Origin of the sequence: Pseudarthrobacter phenanthrenivorans (genome assembly GCF_036455295.1) — a bacterium.
GTDB lineage: Bacteria > Actinomycetota > Actinomycetes > Actinomycetales > Micrococcaceae > Arthrobacter > Arthrobacter phenanthrenivorans_C.
This window is the reverse complement of sequence record NZ_JAYXNX010000015.1, coordinates 47,770-65,233: the sequence shown is the minus strand read 5'-3', so window position 1 is coordinate 65,233 and position 17,464 is coordinate 47,770. Positions and strand designations below refer to the sequence as shown.

Here is a 17,464-nt window from a genome sequence, read left to right as displayed (position 1 = left end):
ATTTCCATCGAAAGGAAAACCTGTGACCATCCAATGGGCCACTATGCCCCGGGGCGTCAGCAGTCGCTCAATCAACGCCGAAAACTTCACCGGCACCCCAGGCCAAGGCGCAAAAGCCTCCTCCAACCTCGGCCCTGGCCGCAAGGGATCCGCCTGGATTAACGTCCCTTCAGGTGAAACTGCCACCCTCGCCGAGATCGAAGGACCGGGAGTAATCCGGCACATCTGGCTTACCGTGGACCACCGCACCGATGCCGGCCCGTTTGTGCTGCGCGATCTGGTGCTGCGCATGTACTGGGACAACTCGGAAACCCCAAGCGTCGAGGTCCCCCTGGGAGACTTTTTCTGCAACGGGTTCGCACAGCGGGCGCTCGTAACCTCCGAGCCCATCGTCGTGGCCCCAACGGGCGGCATGAACTGCTTCATTCCCATGCCCTTCCGCCAAGGAGCACGGATCACCATTGAAAGCCAACACGGGGGAGAACTAACCCACTTTTTCTACCAGATCGACTACACGGTCGGGGACGACGTCGCAGATGCGATGTACTTCCACGCACAATGGCGTCGATCAAACGGAAATCTCCCGCACGGCGAGGATCATGTGATCCTTGACGGCGTACAGGGCCGCGGCAGCTACCTCGGCACCTATGTCGCCCTCGCGTCCCTGCAGCGGTACTGGTGGGGCGAAGGTGAGGTCAAGTTCTACGTGGATGACGACACCGATTACCCCACCCTTTGCAGCACAGGCCTCGAAGATTATGCAGGAGGCGCCTGGGCATTCCAGGACGAGCTACGCACCGTGCCGGACCCGAAGGTTGTGACCTTCAACGCGCCATACTTCGGGTACCCGTTCCACGAGACTGTCGACCGGACCAAGGCCGCTCCTTTCCATCCCGGAATGCCGCCCATGCACGCCCTTTACCGCTGGCATATCCCGGACCCCATCTATTTCCAGGAACGGCTGCGCGTGACAGTCCAGCAGATTGGTACTTGGGACCACGGCGGACTGTTCGAACGCAGCGACGACATCTCCACCACGGCCTACTGGTACCAAGACGGCATCAACCAGCAGCTTCCGCAGCTTCCCGGGGCCCAGCAGCGCTGGCCGAGGTAAAAGATCTCAGTTGGTGGCAGGTTTGCTCGGCTACGACCCGAGCATCAAATCTAATTCACCTATGAGTTGGAGGATGTGGCGACACGAAATAGTCGACGCATCCTCCAACTCACTAACCTGGGGGCGTGAGCTGGTATGGCAGGCGGCCACCCCGGTCTTGAGAGATGCCGAGCGACCGACGTTGGGGCGCACGTCGTAGCCAGTGCCTCAAGGCGACAACACCATACGGCTTCACCCAAACGAAGGAACGGCCACCTTCGGCAACCTCACGATCAACGAGATGAACGCGGCGACCTGGTCCGACGTTTTCCGGCAGGTCATCCCGCCGCTGCGGCTAGCCGGCTGCGGAATGACCTGCCGCTCCCCTACCAACACTGCCCGAGAGACAAACATGGAATACCTCAAAGCAGCACGCCCGGAAGCCCAACAGCCCCTTGACGCCGTCGTTGTAGGCGAAGCGCTGATCGATGTGGTCACCACCTCAAAGGGCCAGGTCGAGCACCCCGGCGGATCACCCGCCAATGTCGCCTATGGCCTCGGGCTCCTGGGAGTCACCACGGGCCTGCTCACGGCCATCGCACCAGATGCCCGGGGAACATCAATTGAGAACCACCTCCGCCGGGCAGGAGTAACCCTCCTGCCCGGATCAAAATCCCTCACCCGCACGGCAACAGCCACCGCAACCCTCGGACCCGACGGATCCGCCGCATACGACTTCGACATCCACTGGGACCTGCCAACAGCAACGCCAGCCTACTTCCCCAAAATCCTGCACACCGGTTCCATAGCCACCTTCCTCAACCCCGGGGCCGGTGCCGTCAAAACCCTGCTCGAACAGGCCCACAAGCATTGCACCATCACCTACGACCCGAACATCAGGCCCTCCCTGCTCGGCAGCCACGCCGCAGCGAAAGCAACCTTCGAAGAAATCGCCGCCCTGACCGACGTCGTCAAACTCAGCGACGAGGACGCCCACTGGCTCTACCCGGGGAAAGCACTGGAAGAAACCGCTGACCACATCCTCCGGCTGGGCGCCGGACTGGCAGTCATAACCAAAGGCGCCGCCGGCTCCCAATTCACCTCCCCGTCCGGACGCATCACCATTCCCGCATTCAAAGCGACCGTCGCGGACACCATCGGCGCCGGCGACTCCTACATGGCCGCACTCATCCTGGGCCTCCTCACCCGTGGCACCGAAGGCTTCGCCCCCACCGTCATGGAGCAGCTGGGACGCACCGCAGCCGCAGCAGCGGCCATCACCGTTCAGCGCGCCGGAGCGAACCCGCCGACGCTGGACGAACTGAGATATGTAGTCGATGCGTCGACGAACCGGTCCTATACGACCGCATAAGTCGCGACTCACGCTCTGGAATGAACTCTCGAGGTTATGCCTTGCTGAACTACACCCCAACCTGACGGAACCCGATTGTCACGCGAAGCTTTCAACATCATGACGGCAAGACCTTTTCGAATCGCTGGGAGGTGGGATTCTCACGCGGACGAACTCGCCCGAATTCCCACACTTTGGGCAAAGTCGGCGGTTGTGCTGCTCCACGCCTTTTGACCATCTGCTGGCGGAACGTTCTGGTTTCAACCATTGGAATTCCCACTCGTGGCCAGAGCGATCGCCGGTCATGATGTAGGTCACGCTCCGGCAAGGGCCGGCCGACTGGAAAGAAGGAAACCATGTCCCTCAGCGTTGAGGAAATGAACAAGCAGCTCCCGGCCGCCAACGTGCTGCCCGGCGAGGCAGTCCCGTATTACATGGCGTCGGGGGAAGGTGCACGCTACGAAATCAACGGCCAATTGGTGACCGTCATCGCCCGCGCCGCCGATACGGGCGGGATCTTCAGCGCGGCCTACATTTCCGGCAGCATGGGGGCCGAGTCCCCCTTTGTCAGCCATAGCATTGAGCACAAGACGCTCTACGTCTTCGACGGGATCCTGCACGTCTGGCTGCCGGGCGAGAGCAGGATCCTCACGCCGGGCGATTCTGTGGTCATCCCGCCGAACACCCCGCACGCGTACCGGATGGCCAGCCACTACACCCGGTTCCTGAACTGGATGACACCTGGCGGCGGTGAAAAGTACTACGAGCGGGTCGGAACGCCCATCGACTCGCACGTCCCGCCCGTACGGCCCGGACACAAAGCCAGCCTGCAGGAGCAGGCCGAGGTGGGCGCCGAGTTCGGCATCACTTTCCCGGACGTTCAGCGCGTGGCGCTGTCGTTCAGGCACGACGCCGGACTGCCGCCTACGCAGAGCCCGTACTTCCTGAGTGCCGGCGAGGGTGAGCGCATGGTCAGCTACCAGACAATGTTCACCTACCTGTCCCGGCCTGCCAACACCGGTTCCAACTACTTTGCCGTGCACACCAAGGGTGCCAAGACCCCCTACATCCCGCTGCACTTCCACTCGGAGCACACGGAGAATTTCCTTTGCACGGAGGGCCGGATGTGGCTCTACGCCAACGGCCGCGAAGTGCTGCTGACCAAGGGCGATTTCCTGCACGCACCCGCCGGAACCATTCACTCGTTCGCACTCGATGCCCACAACACACAGATGGTGGGCTTCCTGACGCCGTCGGTATTTAACGGGTTCTTCGAATACTTCAACCAGCCCACCGAGGACTACATGTACACCGAAGGTGGGGAGCCCTACATGGACATGGAAGGCTTCGGTCGCGCCCAGGCCGAGATGGACCTGACCGTGGTGGGACCGCCGCCGCAGCGCCGCGTAGCCCTGGACATTCCTTAACCAGCGGTTAACTCTGAAAGCGCTGAAGGCCCGGACTTCCGAAAGGAAATCCGGGCCTTTTTGGTGTCAAAGCAGCATGCACTGCTGCTTACATGTCGCTCTAGGCCGTAAACGACACGTACCCAGCAGTCGATAAGGGGCGGCGCTACGAGGTGGTGGAGGCGGCGTGTTTGACCAGTTCGCGGCCGTAGTCGTTGCCGTTTGGGGTGCGGACCACGGTGTGCATGTGGAACGGGGCGGGTTCGTCGTTGCGAAGGAAGACCCCGGTGTGGTGGTCCAGTTCCACGATGATCACGGGACTTTGCAGGCGGAAGTAAAAGGCCTCATCCCCTGCCCAGCCGCCAATCCAGCTGAAGAACGTCTCGCCGTAATGCTCCCGGATCTCCCGGCAGCGCGCGGCGCGCGGGCCGTCCGGAAGGTAGGCGATGAAGTCTTCCACGAGTGCGTGCAGCAGTTCACGCGCCTGTGAAGGCATATCGGCCACCCGGATCCCCTCGTACGGGATCACCCGGTTGTCCTGGAAACAGCCGCCCAGGTGCCGTTCATCTCCTGGGTGGATACGGCCAGCGGGCATCGCCGGGTCCACCATCTGCCCGTACACAACAGCACGGGAACGCAGTTCAGCCGGCAGAGCCGCCATCAGCTGCCGGGCAAGGGCGATGCGTTCCTTGAATACCTTCACACCCCGGTGCGGGCCGGCGTCGATCATGTCCGGCTCGGCGCCCATGAACACTGGCGAGATCACCTGCTGCGTCCCTGCCACCAGGCAGTTCAGCGCGGCGTGGTGGCCGAACAGCTGCCACCCCCATGGCTCCGTCTCGGACGGTTCCCCATAGAGAGCAAAGTTGTAGCTGAACTCGTTCATGAGCAACGGCAGCTGCACTAAGTCGCCGAGGAAGCCGTTGATGCGCATCAGGTTGCGCACCAGCTCGTATCCCTGTGGACTCAGGCTGGCCTCCACCACGCGCAGCACGGCTTCGCGGACGGAAGGCTCCAGCTCGTCCAGGCGGAGGCCCGTGTCGTGCTGCAGAAACTCGGGGTTGGCCCAGCTCTGCCACTCGGGCGCGTCCACCGCGTGGAGAAGCTTTCCCGCCTGCCCCGACGTCACAGCGTCCAGCAGCTTTCGTGCTGCGGTAACCATTTCTGAGGTAGGTGCCTCCTCCCCTGCCCGGGCCGGAACCAGCGCGTACAGGCCTTCCCGCCGGATGCCGTCATTGGTGATCCCAACAAAGGGCTGCGGATACAGCTTTTGCCAGCCATCGATCATGGGCCCTGCGAACGCGTCAGTCTTGGCGGCTTCGGCGTATTCACGGGCATTCAGGCCTCGAATCCCGGCCACGCGCGGGTGGTCCGGGGCAAAGAGGAAGTCACGGAATAACGGCGTCGACATGAGTGCTCCTGGCTGTTTCGGCTGATACTGATATTTCGGGTGTTGGACCTTGCTTGGGCGATGAGGTGCCAACAAACGGGGAACAGGCCCAGCCTGTGGCAACGGACAGCGCGGCGGCCGCCTCCTCCGCGGAGCTGCCCCGCCAGGCCACGTGCTGGTCCGGGCGGACGAGCACGACGTTGGCACCCCACACCTGGGAAAGGGGCGTGCCGTCGTCGGAAGGGCCGGCGGCGGCCACGGTTACCGGGATGCCCTGCCGGGCAGCGGCCGCCAGGACCGGGGCGAACGCCTCGTCAGCCGGCACCCCGGCCAGCGTCCCGGCGTCGGCCAGCAGGGTGAAACCAGTTCCCAGGGTGCTGTAGAGCGAGTATGAGCCTGGGAGCCAAGCATGGGGCAGCAGGGCTCCCGGGCTGGCGGAGGGAACATAGCGGATGGCGTCCTCCTCCGGACCCGGCAGGCCGTCCGCCACCACCATCGGCGAGTCGGTGTAGGCGTAGCCGAGCACCAGGCCCAGGGAGTCGAATTCGCTCTGCTTCACGGCGAGTGCCTGGTGCGCCGCCTGCCGGGCGGTGTCCCCGGCTGGCCCGGAGACTGCAAGGTCAGGATCGGCGAAGTGGTAGGCGAGGGCCTTGCCGTTCTCTGCGGCGTCGCGGATGGTGCGCGCTGCTACCGGCCGGCGTTCCGCCTCGTAACTGGCCAGGAGGTCCGGTCCGGCCCAGCCCTGGATGGTGGCGGCAAGTTTCCAGGCAAGGTTGGCCGCATCCCCGATGCAGGTGTTGAAGCCGTGGCCGCCCCATGGCGGGTTGAGGTGCGCGGCGTCGCCCACCAGGAAGATTTTGTCCCTGCTGTATTCGGGGGCCAGCAGCATGCGGGCGGTCCAGGGATCGGTGGCGAGCACGTCGACGTCCACGTCCGCCCCGACCAGCGAGCGGACCATCAGGCGCGCGTCCTCCGGGCCCACAGCGACAGCAGGATCAACACCCTGGACAATGGCCCACCAGATGCCGGAGAGATCCATGGGCCCGACCATGCCCGACGTCTCAGAGCCCACCACCCAGTATTGGACCGCGGGGTCCAGGGCGATGGCCGAGGCCAGCGATTCAGAACGGAACAGGATACTGATGTTGGACAGTGCCGCCGATCCGCCCTGCAGGCGGATTCCAACGCTGCGGCGCACGGCTGAGGAGCCGCCGTCGGCTCCGATCACATATTCGGCGGTGACGCTGCGGCAGGCACCTGTGGCGTCGGCGATGACGACGGCGTAAGGCGCTTCCCCTGCGTTGCCTGCCGGCGTGTCAGGTGCAGCTCCGCGAATGCCCGTGACGCTCCAACCGGTCACGAAGGTGACCAAGGGATTGCGCGCCACGGCGGAGCGGAGCACGTCTTCGAGGATTGGCTGTGGAACCTGCTGGCCGCCCTCGGGTTGGGGGCCGTACCGGCCCGGGACGAGCTGGAAGGCGTTCCGGAACCGGCGCAGCTCATGCGCGGCAGTTCCTGTGAGGCCGGTGCAGAAGATGACGTCCTGCGCGTACTCGACCGGCAGCGGAGAGGCTTGCCGGAGTGCATCGGCCAGGCCCAGCCGGCGCAGGTGCGTCATGGTGCGGGCGTTGGTGGTCTTGGCCCGGGGCCGGGTGGGGTCCACGCTGGTCCGTGGCTCAATGACCGTGCTGGCGATGCCGCGGGATGCCAGGTCCAGGGCGAGGAACAGCCCGCTGGGGCCACCGCCGGAAATCAGGACCTGCGCCTCCCCGGGAATGTCCGAGGCGCGGCTAGTGGGAGAGGTGATCATCAGGCACGGCTCCGGAGGGAAAGGTCGCCCACGGGGGTGGTGAGGGTTCCGAGCTTCTCGATCTCCACCTCGACGGTGTCGCCCGGCTGCAGCAGCCACTGCGGGGTGCGGGCGTAGCCTACGCCGTCGGGGGTGCCCGTGGCGATGACGTCGCCCGGGTGAAGCGTGAATGTCTGGCTAATGAGCGAGATGATGGCCGGGACGGAGAAGATCATGTCCCGAGTGTTGCCGTTCTGGGCTTCGACGCCGTTCACGCGCGTTCGGACCTGCAGCCCGTCGCGGAGGTCGCCCACCTCGTCGCGGCTTACCAGCGGTCCCAGCGGACCGCTGAAGTCTCCGTTCTTGCCCAGGGTCCACTGTGAGGTGAGCTTTTGGGCCTTGCGGGAGGTGATGTCGTTGAAGGTCGAGTAGCCAAAAACGGCGTCGACAGCTTCGGTCTCGTCGACGGACTCGACGCGGCGGCCGATGTAGGCAGCCACTTCACCCTCCCAGTCCAATCCGTTTTCGCCTGCAGGCACGGGGACGGGGACGTTTCCAACGGACAGTGACGCGGTCCAGCGGGCGAACAGCGTGGGGTAGGGCGGCAGTTCCTGGTCCTTGAAGCTGCCCTCGGCAACGTGTGCCTTGTAGTTCAGCCCCACGCAGATCACCCGCGCCGAGGGGGGGACGAGCGGCACCTCGGTGACGCTGTCCCGCTCCAGCCAGGTACAGGGGTCGGGCGCCTCCCGTGCTGCTCCGGCCTCCAGCGAGGCTGCTTTGTCCTGCCAACCCTCGGCGTCAGCCCAGAAGTCGCTGACGGCGGTGAGGGGAAGGACGCGGGAACCGGCCAGCGCTGCCGCCCACGGTTCCGCGTGGTGTGTGATGCCAATGAACTGCATGGAAGGGCCTTTCAGGTCTGTTCTTGGGCGTCTCTTGCCCCGGAAGAGTGATGGGATATCAGTGTTGTGCCGCCTGGCGGCGGAAGAAGTCGATGGTGGCGGCATTGGCCTGATCCGCTGCCGCACTGCTGCCGTCAGGGGTGGCCCACATGTGGTCCGCGTCCGTCAGCAGGAGAAGTTCGACGGCGGCGCCCGCGCCTTCGAGCGCGGCGGCAAGCCTGGTGGACTGGGCCACCGGGACGAAGCGGTCCGTTGTTCCGTGGATGAGGAGGAAAGGAGGTGCGCCGGCGTGCACGTAGGTAACGGGACTGGCGGCCTTGGCCTTGTCCGGAGCGTCGGCCGGCTGCGCTCCCAGAAGCAGTGCTTCGCGGGAACCGGCATCATCGGCCCGCGCCACGGCATCCGGCCGTGCCTGCCCGCCCATCTTCTCCAGGTCTGTGGGCGGATACCAGGCCACGACGGCCGCCACGTGGTCGTGGCCTCCAGGGCCGTCGTCGTTGGGTTCCCCAAACTCCCTGGCTCCGGAGGTCAGGCCGACGAGGGCGGCCAGGTGGCCGCCTGCTGAGTCCCCCCATGCGTAGATCCGCTCCGGGTCCACCGCGTAGTCAGCTGCGTGCGCCCTGAGCCAGCGGACCGCTGTCCTGGCGTCCAGCAGCTGTGCCGGAAAGGTGGCCGCATCCGTGAGTCGGTAGTCCGCGGAGGCCACCACGAACCCGGCCTTCGCCAACTGTTCGATGGGGCTGAGGCCGAGGCTATCCACCACCGGGCCCAAGGAAGACCGCTCCCCCGTCCGCCAGCCGCCACCGTGGAAATGGACCACGGCGGGCCGGCTTCCCTGTCCCGCCGCCTCCGAGTCCTCGGCAGGAAGGTAGAGGTCCAGCAGCAACGCTTCCGCGTTCTGTGGCCGGGCGAACTCGATCCCCCTAAGGACCTGCAGTTCCGTCATCGTTGACTCCATGTGTGTGCCGCGCCGTTTCTTTCCTGTGCTAGTCCAGCAATACCTCTTGCTGGTCGATGCATGTGCTCACCGTCCTGCTTAACACTCGGCTAGGCGACGATGCGCACGCGCTGCCAGTTTCAATGATTGAAACTAGTTCGGGCAGTGCAGCGGGGGCCGGAAGAGGGACATTGGTCCAAGGCAGCGTCAGCTCAGCGGGTGGCAAATTCCGTCAGGTTGCCGGGGCACACCCTGCATGCAGCATTCAGGGTCTCCCTCAAGCCCCGCGCACTTCGGCCAGCTCGACTGCCAGAAAATCTAGGGCTGCCTGCCCCTCCGGGAGCCCGGCCGTGTGGTTCAGGTGGCCGTGCACGCCGCCTTCGGCGAGGAAGTAGGACACAGGGACCCCAACCCGCTCCAACGCCGAGGCGAACAGCTCGGTTGAGCCGCGGGCGTCGTCGTACTCGCAGGCAAGCAGCGCCGTCGGCGGCAGCCCGGTAGGGTCCGCATATCCGGGCATGGCGTAGGACGGGGCCAAACTGACCGGGCCGCCCACGTAGTTCTCGGCCGTCCGGATGCAGTCCTCCAGCGTGAAGCGCAGGTGCCGCGGCAGCCCCGCCATCACGTCGTCGTCCAAGCCACCGGCGGGTGGAGGCAGTTCTGCGTGCAGGAACGGGTAGGCCAGCAGGAGTTTGGCCGGCAGCGGCTTGCCGGCGTCAATCAGGTAGAGCGCGGCGCCGGCGGCCAGGTTGCCGCCGGCCCCGGCCCCGCCCAGGCACAGCAGGTCCGGATCCAGTCCCAGTGAGCCGGCGTTCTTGCGGGCCCAGAACCAGCCGGCCAGGGCATCCTCGTGCGGGATGGGGAAGGCCACACCGTCACGGGCCAGCCGGTAGTCCACCGACAGCACAGGCATCCCGCGGCCGGCGAGCACCCGTGCCAGGTAGTCCGACTCGGGGCTGTCCACGCTGCCGCTGACGAAGCCGCCGCCGTGCAGCCACAACAGGGCGGGGCTGTCCGTCCCGGCTGGTTCACCGTAGATCCGGATGCCCACCGGCCCGTGACGCCCGTCTGCAGTGGCGGTGTGGATGGTGACGTCCGGACCCGGTGAGCGGATGGCCTCAGGGTTCAGGAACTGCGGGCCCTCCGGGCTGGCCAGATACTCGGCGAAGCCTTGGGCAGGCGTTTGCCCCTGAACTGCGGTCCCCGTGCTGTGCGGGGCAGCCTCGGCGGGTTTTGTCCGGGGCGTCACGGGGTCCCCAGCTTGCGTGCGAAGAAATCCACTGCGGTAGCCAGGATGGTCTCCATTTGGTCCTCGGCGCCAAAGAAGCAGTGGTCACCGCCTTTGATGGTGACCACCTCGTGTTCCGCGCCGGCGCCGGCGAGGGCTGCAGCGAGCAGTTCGGTCTGCGCGTGTGGGACCAACCCGTCACTGTCGCCGTGGACCAGCAGGAACGGCGCGGTATCGGCGGTGGCGTAGCTGACGGGGCTGGCCGCGGCCAGCAGGTCCGGGTCGTCAGAGCCGCCCACCAGCATGTATTCGGGCTGCAGGGACATGCCCTCCGGCACGGCTGCGGTGAGCGCGGGCGGGAAGAGCCCGGCCGGCCGTTGCATGGGCGGGATGTCCGTCAGGGAGGAGACGCCGTAGAAGTCGACGACGGCGCTGACGCTGCTTGGGTGACCCTGGGCGCCGAGTCCCCCCTCAAGGCCAGTGTGGTTGCCGGTGAGTCCGAGCAGCGCCGCCAGGTGGCCGCCGGCGGATTCCCCCCAGGCACCGAACCGGTCCGGGTCGATGTTCAGGTCCGCGGCGTACTCCCGCAGGTAACGGACGGCGGCCTTGAGGTCGTGCAGCTGCGCCGGGAATGGCGCTTCGAGCGAGTGCCGGTAGTCCGCAGTGGCGCAGGCGATGCCGGCCTCGTTGAGCAGCCGGAACACGGAGTCCGGTGCGAATGTGGGCGGCAGCTCCCGGCGGTCCCCCAGCTGGAACGCGCCGCCATGCACCCACAGCACCAGCGGCGTGGGTCCGGCGGCGTTGCGCGGCAGCCAGATGTCCAGTTTCAGCGGACGGAAGCCGATGGCCCGGGCGTAGGTGACTTCGCGGTGCACCAGCGAGGCGTCCGAGGCAGGCTCCGGCGTACCGGGCGCGTCAAAGACCGGGAAGGGCGGAACGGTCCTGCCGCTGGGGCGGAAAGTGTCAGGTACTTCGGTGGCGTAATCCGCTGTCATAGCGTGCTCCTCATAAGCTCAGGGTGCGCGGTGTCCCCGCCGGATGCGGCGTGGAAAGTATGGTGTCCGGGCCCGACGACAGCCGGTGCCGGTGATGAACCACAGGTGGGCAGCACCTCAGCTGTGGTGCCGGGCGGGATCGTGACAGTTAGCGTCAGCAGGCCGTCGTCCGCCGTTTCCTTCGACACACCCACGTCCTTTGACACGGTCCAGGCCACCTCGATCAGGCCGCGCGGTCCCTGGTGGGAAGTGGAAGCGGACGTGATGGCGGCGCCGGGGCGCGGTTCGATGATGATCCGCTCCCAGCCCGCGCTGCCGGGTGCCTGCCGCAGGCCGGCGGTGTACCGGTGAAGGAAGGACACTACCGCGCCCTTGCTGTAGTGGTTGAGCGAGTTGTGTGCAGTTCCGTCAGCGTCGATGCCGTTCCACTGTTCCCACACGGTGGTGGCTCCGCGGTCCACCATGGCGAGCCAGGAGGGTTCCGAGTCCTGCATCAGCAGTTCATATGCCAGGTCCAGGTTGCCATTGTCGGCCAGGACGGGCAGCAGGTACGGGGTGGCGAGGAAGCCTGTGCCCAGGTGCCTGTCCTCGCCGCGGATCAGGTCCGCCAGCTGGGCAGTGACGGTGGCGCGGTCTTTCGGGCTGACCAGGTCGAAGGCCAGGGCGCGGACGCAGTTGGCCTGGCTGGCTTCTATGACCTGCCCACTAGCGTCGACGTATTCCGTTTCCCAGGCATCCCGGATTTTTGTCGACAGCTCCGTCAGGACGGCTGCATCCTCCGGCAGCCCCAGGACCGTGGCGATGCGCGCCATCAGCTCTGTCGTGTGGCGGTAGTAGGCGGTTGCCACGATGCCGTGGTCTGCGGTGCGGGCGGCGAACAGGTCCGGCTCGGGCCCGCCCGGTTCCATCCATTCCCCGAAGTGGAACCCGGCATCCCACAAGTACAGCTCATGCGGTGCCGCTGTGGGGTCAGCCGCGACCCTGGACGGGTGCCGCTGTGTCTCCGCTGCGTTCCGGACAAAGCGCAGCCAGCGGTTCATGGCCTCCCAGTTCTCGGAGAGGATCGAGGTGTCCCCGGACGCCAGGTAGATCTCCCATGGCACCATGACGATCGCGTCGCCCCAGCCGGCGGAGCCGTTGGTGAAGCCCATGAACTCGGCAGAGGTGACGGCAGGGCCGGGTGACGGCGAGATGTTCACGATGACGCCGTTGTCCCACTGGTCAGCCCGAACGTCGCGCAACCACTTCCGGGAAAAACCGGTGACGTCGTACAAGAAGGCCGCGGAGGGGGCGAACAGCTGCCAGTCCCCGGTCCAGCCGGCCTTCTCACGCTGCGGACAGTCGGTAGGGACTTCGCAGGAGTTGTCCAGGAAGCTCCACTCCACAATGTCATGGAGCATGTTCAGCCTTTCGTCGCTGCAGTGAAAGGTCCCGATGCGCTCCAGGTCGGTGCGGACCAGGCAGGCGGTGATGTCCTCCGGCTGCAGGTCGGCCGCAAGGCCCTGGACCGAGACGTACTGGAAGCCGTGCGTGGTGTGCCGGGGCTCGAAAACTTCGCCGGCAGTGCCGGAGGCGATGACGCCGTCCACCTGCCCGGCGTCCCGGAACGCACCGGGCGCGCGGAAATCGAGCGGGCGCAGGTGGTCCCGGGTGACATCGCCGTCCCTCCCCAGCGCTTCGCCATACTCCAAGGTGGTTGGTGTGCCCGGCAGCCCAAGCCTGGTGAGCCGCACCCAGCCATGGATGTTCTGACCGAAGTCCACCACCTGGTGGCCGTTGGACAGGCGGGTGATGGACACCGGCGCCAGCTCCTGCGTCACGCGGGTGGGTGGGGCGAGTGGTCCTGTCAGTGTGTCGAAGCTGCCCGGGCGCACGACGGCGGTGCGCGGCAACGATGGCCGGGCACCTGCCGAGTCCCCACCCGCCGGAGTGTCCCCCGACTGAAGGGCCCTGCCTCCGTCGGCGGTTCGGAAGTCGATGCGCTGGCCCGCCATGAGGTCAGCGCGAAGGATTTCCGTGACGGACACCAGCCACGAACTGTCGGTGCCGATGACCTCCCTGCCGGCCCTTGACTCCAGCTCGAGCTGTGCAAGGAAGGCCGTCTCAGTGCCGTAAATGTCGGCGTCGCGCGTGTAGCCGAAAGAGCCGCGGAACCAGCCGTCTGTGAGGACGGCGCGGACGGTGTTGGTTCCTTCGGCGAGCAGGGCGGTGACGTCGTAGGCCTGGACCTGGAGGGTGGTGTTGTAGCTTGTGGAGCCGGGGGTGAGCTGTTGGTCGCCCACGCGCTGACCGTTGATGAAGAGTTCGTAGATGCCGTGCGCGGTAGCGTAGATGCGGGCCCTGTCCGGAACGTCCTGGAGCGTGAAGGCCTTACTAAGGGCATAGCCGGGCCGCTCCCCCGGGGCCGGAATCTCTTGTTCTTCGGGGCCGATCCACCGTGCCGTCCAGTTCGACGGGTGCAGAAGGCCCAGCTCGACGGGCATCGGTTCCGACCAGGCACTTGTCGTTTCGGTGCCGGTGGCATCGATGTTCCAGGTACGAACGCGCCACTCGAACCGGCTGCGGGAATCCAGCGCGGGTCCGCTGTACGGGATGCCCGAGCACGCCGCTGACTTTACCTTCCCGGTGTCCCAGCCGTTGCTGGCGGTGATCCGGTAGGCCGTCTGGCCGGTGGTGCCGGGGCTCCAGCTGAGCCGGGGCTCGGTGATGGTCAGGCCCATCGCCTCAGGGAGGTGCTCGGCCCGAAGGCGGGTGGGGGCGCTCATGCGGCGGGACTCCTGGACGGTGCGGTTGCTGGAAGTTCCAGCTTCGCGTTCCACGACGTGCCCTCCACAGGGTCCTTTCAATGGTTGGAATAGTATTGTGGTTCAGCTCACTAAGCACCATCAACTATCAACGTCGCTAGGAATCACTGCCATGACTGCCACTCCGGACACGGTAATCTCACACGCTGACGTCCCCGCGGCACGCGGAAAGCGGCCCAAACAGGGCGAGCCGGTGATCGACCGGGCACTGAGCCTGCTGGCCGTCTTTTCGGACCGGCGCCGCGCGCTGACCCTGTCCGAGCTGGCCCGCTACGCGGGTATGCCGGCGCCCACGGCATTGCGGCTGATTGCCCGGCTTGTTGCCTGGGGCGCCCTGGAAAGGCTCGACGACGGCAGGTACGTCGTGGGGGTGCGGCTGTGGGAAGTTGCGTCGCTGTCACCGCGCGGGCACGGCGTGCGGGAAATCGCCCTGCCGTACCTGGAGGACCTGTTCGAAGTCACCCGGCACCACGTCCTGCTGGCCGTACGGGACAACGAGGAGGCGGTGCTGATTGAGCGGTTGTCCGCCAAGGACGCCACCGAAGTGGCCTACCGTGTGGGCGGCCGGGCTCCGCTGCGGTCCACGGCCATCGGGCTGGTGCTGCTGGCCGGGGCGGACCAGCAGTTCCAGGAGACCATCCTGAAGCGGCCGCATGAAAACGAGCCTGGCGTGTCCGAGATGCCGGAGGGGCAGTTGCGGCGCACCCTCTCGGATGTCCGGCGCACCGGTGTGGCGATGATCCGGCGCAGCCTGCCGTCCCGGACCGTATCCGTCGCGTCTCCCATCTTCGATGCCCAGGGCAGCGTGGTGGCGTCGCTGTCCATCGTCGTTCCGGATGGTTCTACTCCCCCCAATGTGCTGGCTCCTGCAGTCCGGGCCGCTGCCAGGGCGGTGTCTCGCAACCTGGGTCACCAGGCCCAGGCAAGCACCGGCCTCCGGGCCCACTCTTCGGGATGACTAGTAGCGGCGTCATCGGAGGTTATGCCTTAGCGGCAGTACTCGCGTTTGAGAACGAGGGGGAGCCGCACGTGATGCCGCCGTTGCATCACGTGCGGCTCCCGCTCGGCGGACAGGCTGTTGTCCACACGTCGAAACCTGTAGGGCGTTCTCCGGTGAAGCCATGGTCGTACTGGTTCCCGTGGTGGGCCTCGGCGCAGGCGGCCCGAGGAGGGCACCGGGCGACCGGCGTTACTTCAAACAGTGGAGGTGATTTTGACATGCACGACGTGCCGCACGGGTCATGCAGGGAACGTCTTTTCGCGCATACTTGCTACTTCACCAGCACGCCCACAGCGGCGGTGAAACCGTGCGTCCCGTCCTTAACCGCGTGCCGGGCACCGTCTGGAAGGACGACCTCGGCCTCCGCCCCGGCGGGGACTGTCACCTCGAGCCGGAACTCTCTGCCGTCGGTCTTCCATTCCGTTCGCACCTCGCCGTGCTTGGTTTTCAGGGACGTCCTGGCCCAGCTGATCCCCTCCCCCGGCTGCGGCTGGATGAGGACGCGGGTGTACCCGGGTTCGGCCGGGCGGATGCCGCCGATGGCCTTGTGCATCCAGTCGGCCACGGCGCCCAGGGCGTAGTGGTTGAAGCTGGTCATCTCACCGGGGTTGATGGTGCCGTCAGGGAGCATGGAGTCCCAGCGTTCCCAGACTGTGGTGGCGCCCATGGTTACGGGGTACAGCCAGGACGGGCAGCCCTCTTCGAGCAGCAGGCGGTAGGCGTCATCGACGTGGCCGGTGTCTGTCAGCGCGTGGGTGATGAACGGCGTTCCGGCGAAGCCGGTGGACACCCGGTAGTTATTGTCCCGGACCAGTTCGGCGAGGCGGTTCCCGGCGAACTCCCGCAGTTGAGGGGTCTTCAGCACGTCGAAGGCAATGGCCAGGGCGTAGACGGTGGTGCAGTCACTGGAGATGGTGCCGTCGCCGGCAACGTAGTGTTCGGCGAATGCGGTCCGCACCCGGTCTGCAACTGCTTCGAAGTGGGCCTCTTCGTGGTGCTTGCCCAGCAGCCCGGCGGCCTGCGCAGTAATGCGGGCTGTCCGGTACATGCAGGCGGTGGCCACTACGGCGGTGTCCGCCTTCGCTGCCCATGGCTGGTCCGGCGCGGCGTCAGGATCCAGCCAGTCGCCGAACTGAAATCCGGAATCCCACAGCCCGGCGGGTGAAAGCAGGCCCTCCACCCGCCGGGTGTGCGCGGCCATCGATTCGTACTGGTTATCCAGCACGCTGAGGTCCCCGTACGCCTCCCACAGCCCCCACGGCACCCACACCGAGGCTTCACTCCACAGCGCGGACGATTCCGGGGCCGGGAATTCGGGCGGCTGCGGGCAGTACTTCAGCGCATCCGGCACCGTGATCGGGACCAGCCCATCCTGCGCCTTCTGCTCGGCGGCAAGGTCCAGCAGCCAGTCCTGCAGGAAGCCTTTGACGTCGTACAGGTAGGCGGCAGTGGGGGCGAAGACGGCGATGTCGCCGGTCCAGCCGAGCCGTTCGTCGCGCTGGGGGCAGTCGGTGGGCAGGTCCAGGAAGTTGCCGCGCAGGCCCCAGACGATGTTACGGTGCAGCTGGTTGACGAGTTCGTTGGAGCATTCGAAGGTGCCGGTGCGCTCCAGGTCGGAGTGGACCACCACCGCTTCGAGGTCATCGGCGGTGAGGGTTCCGGGCCAGCCGGTGATCTCGGCGTAGCGGAAGCCGTGGAACGTCTTGGTGGGCTCGAAAAAGTCCTTGCCGCCGGAGAGGATGAAGGTGTCCGTGGCCTTTGCGGACCGCAGCGGCCGGACGCCCAGCTCGCCGTCCTCCAGCACCTCGGCGTGCCGGACGGTGATGACGGAGCCGGCCTCCCCTTGCACGCAGAACCGCAGCCAGCCCACCAGGTTCTGGCCGAAGTCCACCAGCGTCTTACCGCCGGGTGAGGTGGAGATTTCCACGGGACTGACCGCGGCGGCGCGCACCACGGGTGGGCCCACCGGTTCAGCCAGCCGGCCGGCGTCGAATGCCACCTCGCGCACACCGGTCCAGTCCTTGCCGGGCACGAAGCCAGGCTCCGCCCAGCCTGCCTGGAGCCTGCGGGCGTCGATGGCTTGGCCGTCGTAGAGGTCGTTGAACGTGGTGGCGGAGGGCCCGGCCTGCCAGCTCCTGTCCGAGGCGACCGTCTGGACGTGGCCGTCCTCGAACTCGATGTCCAGCTGTCCGAAGAACCCCAGCTCGCTGCCGTACAGGTTGGACATGCCGTGCCAGGCGAGTCGCCCGCGGTACCAGCCGTTGCCCAGCTCCACACCGATCACGGTGGACGGCCCCACCAGGGACGTGACGTCATATGTGCGGTAGCGGAGCCGCCACTCGTAGGAGCTCCAGCCCGGGCTCAGCACGTCAGGACCCACTGGGGCGCCGTTGATGAAGGCCTCATAGACGCCAAGGGCCGTGGCCCGCAGCGTCGCCATCACCACCCCGCCGTGGCCCTCGTCAAGGGTGAACTCCCTGCGGAGCAGCGGGGCGCCGTCGAAGTCGTTGGCCGGGGTGATCATGGCGGCGCGCCAGGGGGTGGAAGTCATGCGGGGATAGTCCGTTCTGAA

At 66.4% G+C, this 17,464-nt stretch carries 11 protein-coding genes and 1 pseudogene; 4 read left to right on the top strand and 8 right to left on the bottom strand.

Annotation, left to right across the window (positions count from 1 at the left end):
* Positions 1 to 22: 22 nt before the first annotated feature.
* The 3 genes from VXJ37_RS17085 to VXJ37_RS17075 all read left to right on the top strand — a co-directional run bounded on the left by VXJ37_RS17085 (position 23) and on the right by VXJ37_RS17075 (position 3,871).
* The gene (locus tag VXJ37_RS17085) at positions 23 to 1,114 is read left to right on the top strand and encodes a glycoside hydrolase family 172 protein (RefSeq protein ID WP_331324237.1); all 1,092 of its coding nucleotides are present in this window, start codon (positions 23 to 25) and stop codon (positions 1,112 to 1,114) included.
* Positions 1,115 to 1,505: 391 nt separating this feature from the next.
* Complete coding sequence (locus VXJ37_RS17080; protein ID WP_331324236.1) at positions 1,506 to 2,465, top strand: PfkB family carbohydrate kinase; 960 nt, start codon at positions 1,506 to 1,508, stop codon at positions 2,463 to 2,465.
* A 335-nt stretch (positions 2,466 to 2,800) separates the two neighbouring features.
* On the top strand, positions 2,801 to 3,871 hold the full coding sequence (locus VXJ37_RS17075) for a quercetin 2,3-dioxygenase (RefSeq protein WP_331324235.1): 1,071 nt from the start codon (positions 2,801 to 2,803) through the stop codon (positions 3,869 to 3,871).
* A gap of 145 nt (positions 3,872 to 4,016) precedes the next feature.
* On the opposite strand, the gene VXJ37_RS17070 is transcribed toward VXJ37_RS17075, so the two are convergent.
* The 7 genes and pseudogenes from VXJ37_RS17070 to VXJ37_RS17040 form a co-directional block, all read right to left on the bottom strand.
* On the bottom strand, positions 4,017 to 5,261 hold the full coding sequence (locus tag VXJ37_RS17070) for a DUF3500 domain-containing protein (RefSeq protein WP_331324234.1): 1,245 nt from the start codon (positions 5,259 to 5,261) through the stop codon (positions 4,017 to 4,019).
* Positions 5,239 to 7,050, bottom strand: a complete 1,812-nt coding sequence (locus tag VXJ37_RS17065) for an FAD-dependent monooxygenase (RefSeq protein WP_331324233.1) — start codon at positions 7,048 to 7,050, stop codon at positions 5,239 to 5,241. Before VXJ37_RS17065 ends, VXJ37_RS17070 begins: the two co-directional genes overlap by 23 nt.
* Complete coding sequence (locus VXJ37_RS17060) at positions 7,050 to 7,928, bottom strand: fumarylacetoacetate hydrolase family protein (protein WP_331324232.1); 879 nt, start codon at positions 7,926 to 7,928, stop codon at positions 7,050 to 7,052. Before VXJ37_RS17060 ends, VXJ37_RS17065 begins: the two co-directional genes overlap by 1 nt.
* A 58-nt stretch (positions 7,929 to 7,986) precedes the next feature.
* Positions 7,987 to 8,916 (bottom strand): annotated as a pseudogene (locus VXJ37_RS17055) (alpha/beta hydrolase fold domain-containing protein); the annotation flags it as partial.
* Positions 8,917 to 9,142: 226 nt separating this feature from the next.
* Complete coding sequence (locus VXJ37_RS17050; RefSeq protein WP_331324230.1) at positions 9,143 to 10,114, bottom strand: alpha/beta hydrolase; 972 nt, start codon at positions 10,112 to 10,114, stop codon at positions 9,143 to 9,145.
* Complete coding sequence (locus tag VXJ37_RS17045) at positions 10,111 to 11,088, bottom strand: alpha/beta hydrolase (protein ID WP_331324229.1); 978 nt, start codon at positions 11,086 to 11,088, stop codon at positions 10,111 to 10,113. The genes VXJ37_RS17050 and VXJ37_RS17045 overlap by 4 nt, the downstream gene beginning before the upstream one ends.
* Entirely contained in the window at positions 11,085 to 13,907 is a 2,823-nt protein-coding gene (locus VXJ37_RS17040; protein ID WP_331324228.1) for an alpha-L-rhamnosidase, read from the bottom strand. Before VXJ37_RS17040 ends, VXJ37_RS17045 begins: the two co-directional genes overlap by 4 nt.
* A gap of 97 nt (positions 13,908 to 14,004) precedes the next feature.
* On the opposite strand from VXJ37_RS17040, the gene VXJ37_RS17035 reads away from it, so the two are divergent.
* Positions 14,005 to 14,850, top strand: a complete 846-nt coding sequence (locus VXJ37_RS17035) for an IclR family transcriptional regulator (protein ID WP_331324227.1) — start codon at positions 14,005 to 14,007, stop codon at positions 14,848 to 14,850.
* Positions 14,851 to 15,163: 313 nt separating this feature from the next.
* On the opposite strand, the gene VXJ37_RS17030 is transcribed toward VXJ37_RS17035, so the two are convergent.
* Entirely contained in the window at positions 15,164 to 17,443 is a 2,280-nt protein-coding gene (locus VXJ37_RS17030) for a family 78 glycoside hydrolase catalytic domain (protein WP_331324226.1), read from the bottom strand.
* Positions 17,444 to 17,464: the final 21 nt, after the last annotated feature.

Coding starts and splice junctions, on each gene's coding strand:
- VXJ37_RS17080 (WP_331324236.1), top strand. CDS start 1,506: ATGGAATACCTCAAAGCAGCACGCCCGGAAGCCCAACAGCCCCTTGAC.
- VXJ37_RS17075 (WP_331324235.1), top strand. CDS start 2,801: ATGTCCCTCAGCGTTGAGGAAATGAACAAGCAGCTCCCGGCCGCCAAC.
- VXJ37_RS17070 (WP_331324234.1), bottom strand. CDS start 5,261: ATGTCGACGCCGTTATTCCGTGACTTCCTCTTTGCCCCGGACCACCCG.
- VXJ37_RS17065 (WP_331324233.1), bottom strand. CDS start 7,050: ATGATCACCTCTCCCACTAGCCGCGCCTCGGACATTCCCGGGGAGGCG.
- VXJ37_RS17060 (WP_331324232.1), bottom strand. CDS start 7,928: ATGCAGTTCATTGGCATCACACACCACGCGGAACCGTGGGCGGCAGCG.
- VXJ37_RS17045 (WP_331324229.1), bottom strand. CDS start 11,088: ATGACAGCGGATTACGCCACCGAAGTACCTGACACTTTCCGCCCCAGC.
- VXJ37_RS17035 (WP_331324227.1), top strand. CDS start 14,005: ATGACTGCCACTCCGGACACGGTAATCTCACACGCTGACGTCCCCGCG.
- VXJ37_RS17030 (WP_331324226.1), bottom strand. CDS start 17,443: ATGACTTCCACCCCCTGGCGCGCCGCCATGATCACCCCGGCCAACGAC.